This is a genomic window from Halorubrum sp. 48-1-W (genome assembly GCF_003287355.1).
GTDB lineage: Archaea > Halobacteriota > Halobacteria > Halobacteriales > Haloferacaceae > Halorubrum.
The window spans coordinates 1-4,447 of record NZ_QMIM01000060.1; the positions used below are offsets into that span (position 1 = coordinate 1).

3 protein-coding genes are annotated in these 4,447 nt (G+C 63.5%); 1 reads left to right on the top strand and 2 read right to left on the bottom strand.

Features of this window, described 5'->3' with window-relative positions:
* Positions 1-167: 167 nt before the first annotated feature.
* The gene (locus DQW50_RS17475) at positions 168-1,082 is read right to left on the bottom strand and encodes an ABC transporter ATP-binding protein (protein WP_112080527.1); all 915 of its coding nucleotides are present in this window, start codon (positions 1,080-1,082) and stop codon (positions 168-170) included.
* 123 nt (positions 1,083-1,205) lie between these two features.
* Positions 1,206-3,968 carry a DNA-directed DNA polymerase gene (locus tag DQW50_RS17480; RefSeq protein ID WP_112080528.1) on the bottom strand — a complete coding sequence of 921 codons (2,763 nt, stop codon included), beginning with the start codon at positions 3,966-3,968 and terminating at the stop codon, positions 1,206-1,208.
* Positions 3,969-4,097: 129 nt separating this feature from the next.
* On the opposite strand from DQW50_RS17480, the gene DQW50_RS18290 reads away from it, so the two are divergent.
* Positions 4,098-4,271, top strand: coding sequence for a hypothetical protein (locus DQW50_RS18290; RefSeq protein WP_198664722.1), 174 nt, complete (start codon positions 4,098-4,100; stop codon positions 4,269-4,271).
* Positions 4,272-4,447: the final 176 nt, after the last annotated feature.

The following is a 4,447-nucleotide window of genomic DNA, read 5'->3' on the forward strand; positions in this document are numbered from 1 at the left end:
CGCGAACCGTCTCCTCGGTGAGGCCCTTCTCGCTTTTGAACGCGGACTTCTCCTCCTTTTTGAACTCGAAGCGCGCCTCGGTGTCGGTCTCTTTCAGGTGGTCTTGTGAACTCATGTCAGTTAGTTACGTCTCCGGGTGTATAGCGTTGGTGTGTAATCACGAGTAGTTACGCAGCTTCGTAGACGTCCTCGCGGACCCAGTCGTACCCCTCGTCCTCGAGCTTCTCCGCGAGCTCCGGACCGCCGCTCTTCGCGACCTCGCCGTCCAACATCACGTGGACGTGGTCGGGCTCGACGTAGTCGAGGATCCGCTGGTAGTGGGTGATCTGGAGGATGCCCGTTCCCTGTTCGTCGCGGAGCGCGTTGATGCCCTTCGAGACGTCCTGGAGCCGGTCGATGTCGAGTCCGGAGTCGATCTCGTCGAGCACGGCGATCGCGGGCTCTAACATCGCGGCCTGGAGCACCTCGTTCTGCTTCTTCTCGCCGCCGGAGAAGCCGGCGTTGAGGTACCGCTGCATGAACTTCTCGTCCATGTCGAGGAGCTCCATCTTCTCCGAGAGGATCTCCTGGAACTCGGCGACGCCGATCTCGCCGTCGTCGGCGGGACCCTCCATCGGGGAGGTGTCGTAGCCGGCGTCGTCGGCGGCCTCCTCCTCCTCCTCTTCGTCCTCGAACAGTTCCTCGCGCTCCTCGGCCTTCGCGTTGAGCGCCTGTCGGAGGAAGTTCGTCATCGTGACGCCCTCTATCTCCGCGGGGTACTGGAACCCGAGGAAGATCCCGAGGGCGGCGCGCTCGTTGGGCTCCATCTCGAGGAGCTCCCAGTGGTAGTCCTCGTCGTCGAGGTCGGCGTCGACGTCCGCCAGGTCCGCCTCGTCGAGGTGGAGCGCGACGCTCCCGCCCGTGACCTCGTAGGCGGGATGGCCGGCGATGACCTTCGCCAGCGTCGACTTCCCCGAGCCGTTCGGACCCATCAACGCGTGGATCTCGCCGGACTCGACTTCGAGGTCGACGCCTCGAAGGATCCGTTCTCCGCCCTCTTCGGCCACCCGCACGTGTAGGTCGCTTATCTCGAGAGTTGCCATGTGTAGGGTTATGCCTCGTGGATGTATTGTGGTGGTTGCGGAGGTTAATAGTTACGGAAATCCCGGCGAAAATCACGAATTAGAGAACAATTCTTTCAGGAACGAAAACGCAGTTTCGAAGATTCACATGAACGAGCCGAGTCCCGTCTGCTCCTGGCCGGTCTTGACCTCCTCCCAGGAGGTCCCGAGAGCCTCGATGATCCGCTCGATGGGGCCTTTCAGCGTCTTCTCGAGCATCTTCTCCCAGTCGACCTCGAACTCCTCGGGGATCTGGTCGGCGTACTCGAAACAGATCACGTCGGGATCGCGTTTGAACTCACCGTAGAGCCCGTTCCGCTGGGGGTCGAACCCCTCCTCACCTTCCATCCGCTCCCAGAAGTCCGGGTGGACCTTCTTCAGGTAGAGCCGCTTGGGCTTCGACCCGTTGCCGAAGTTCGTCCCGAGCAGCTCGTTGGCGTACTGTGCGCCCCGGACCTGTGCGGTCGGCGTCTCGTAGGCGTCGAGCTTCTTGCCGATCCCGCCCGGGATCCCGACCTCCTCGACGTCGACGTTCCCCGCGAGGAAGTCGTCGATGACCTCCGAGAGGTACGTCGTGATCGCTTCGAGGTCCTCGTCGATGTCGTCGCCCGTGACGATGGTCTCGATGACGTGCTGTTGAACCTCCTTCGTGATCCCCGCGATGTCCGACCGCTTGTACTCGAAGCCCGTGATGTCGATGTCGTCGACGTCCTTCCCCTCCTTCCAGACGATGTGGCCCGCGTAGCGCTTCTTCTTGCCCGCCTGGAAGAACCGCCGGTAGAGCTTCTCGAACTCGATCTGGAAGCGATGGAACTCTGCGTTCAACTCCTCGCGCGCGAAGTCGTCGTACCGATCGTTGATGTGATCCTGGATGTCGAAGGAGGTCTCGATCGCTTTTTCTTTCGAGATGTCATCGAGAGAAAGCATGACGCTGTCGGTGTCCCCATATGTAACTTCTCTGCCAAGTTCGGCGGTCACGTCGGCCGTGAACGCGATCACCTCACGATTGGTCGAAGTGACGCCTGCGCTCATCTCTCGGTCGTATAGCCGGAACCGATCCCACCCGAAAACGCCGTACAGACTATTCATCAAAACCTTGACAGCTCCTTGCTGTCGGTCGTACTGTTCGTACGCCTCGGTTCCGGGGTCGTGTTCGTTCCGGAGCGCCTTCTTTTCCTCCCGCTCGTCGAGGAGTTCGTTCACCATCTCCCGGATGATCCCGTCCGGTTCCTTGCGGAAGTGGACGCCCGTCGGGGTCCGATACGTCTCGCCGTCGTACTCCTCGGGGTCGACCTTCGTCTCCGGCGACGCGTTGATCGTCACCATCGACATGGGATAGAGACTCTTCAGATCCAGCACGCTCACCATCTCCCGGACGCCGGAGATCGGATCGAAAACCGCGCCGCCCTCGAACTCCTCAGCCTCCTGTTGGCCCTTCGAAGGGAGCGCGAAGTTGCCGTACGCCATGTGGAGCACGTACATGTCGACCGCGTCGCCCGGCGTCGTCGCGTCCTCGAGCTTACAGCCGACGAGCTTCCGGGCGTCGTTCCAGAACGCGATCACGTCCTGTGCTCGGTCGATCTCCACGCACAGCTCCACGTCGCGAATGCTGTACTCCAGCAGGCGTTCGGGGTCCTGCTCCCAGAGGTCGCCGATGTCGCCGGCGTACCGCTCCTTGCCGACGCCGAGTTCGCGCTCCCCCACCGCGTCGAGCCGGTACGACTCCAGTTCCGTGAACATCGTCCGCTTGTAGGCGTACAGCAGGTCGAAGACGACCCGGCCCTTGACGTCCGGGCCGCCCCAGCCGGAGCGCCACACCTCGTCGATGCGGGAGAGCCGTTCGATCGAGAGGTCGTACTGACTGCCATCGTCGAGCACCTCCATGCGATCGAGGAGGTACGGCGCGTCGAAATCTTCGAAATTCCACCCCGTCATGAGATCTACGTCGGTGTCATTGAGGTACTCGACGAACGCGTCGAGCATCGCGGCCTCCTCCTCGAAGGTGCGGACTCGGAAGTCGATCTCCTCGCCGTCGCCGACGATCCCCTCGTAGTCGGGAAGGTCAGCCGGCGGCGGCACCTCGGCGTCGGGCGCGTCGTACAGCCAGACGACGTACTCGTCGTCGTAGGAGTCGTGGCTCGTGAGACAGACGATCGGCTCCTCGCCGTCCTCGGGGAACCCACGGCGGTCGTCGACCTCGATGTCGAAGGTGCTCACCCGCATCTCGGCGTCGACCTCGGCGGGTTCGAGGTGCCCCTCGTGGACCTGGATCGTTCCCTCGCCGTCGTCGAGCCTGCGCTCCTCGACGCGGAGCCCGCCCTTGAGCCCGTTGTCGATCAGGAAGCGGTTCGGGAAGAGGATGTCCGCCTCGAAGGTGGTCTCGAAGTCGTCCCGGATGTTCCCCACGTCGCGGGGCGTCCGGGTGACGATCCGGGTGAGCGGCTCGCCGCGGATGCTCTCGTACGGCTCGCCGTCGGGGCCCTCCTCGCGGGTGCCGATGACGACGTCGTACGCCTCGACCGGGTCGCGATCGAGCTCCGCGGTCGGAACGTAGAAGTACGGCTCGACGCCGAGCACGCGGAGGTGTTCGACGGTGTCGTCGCCGTCGGGGTTCGGCCGTCGGCCGAACACGTGGACGACGGGGTACTCGTCGCTACCGTACCCCTCGACCGCGTAGTCTATCTGGGTGATCATCAGCTCGACGGTGCCGGTCGATTCCGGGAACTTCGCCTCGTCGACGTCGACGACGTCGCTGACGCGTCCGTGTCCGCCGCCCGCGACCACCTTCGCCTCCGCGGCGGCGAGGTCGTCGCGGGCGTCGTCCGTCCCGCCGGACGACGAGAAGTCCGAGAGCCCCGACTGAGTCATACGCTCCGTTCGGCGTACCCGGCTAAAAGACCGGCGTTCGCCCCGGCCGCCGTCGGTCGTCGTCGCCCTCGACCGGTGACACTCACCTTCACGGAAAAGCATATATCGTGTAACGACTTACCACGGTCCATGCCCTCGAACCCTCGCCGGGACGACGGGACGCACCGCTCGGGCAGCCACGACGCGGTCGACGCCGACGTGGAGGTGTACGAGGACGACGGCAACGTGGTACTCTTCGAGGCGGAGAACCCGCTGGCGTGGGTCGAGGCGAGCCGAACGGTCCGACTCGCCGACGCGGCGTAGACGGCCTAACTAGGGCGTCATGGGACTTTGTCACCGTATTCGTTTCGTGACCTCACGGCCGGATCAGCCTTGAGCGTCGCGCGCTAATAGTACAGTTGTTTCGTGAGAGATCGACTTGAGTGGAACGAGATCGTTGCTGGCGAGGTGAATACCTCCAAAGCCCCAGTCGCGAGGAC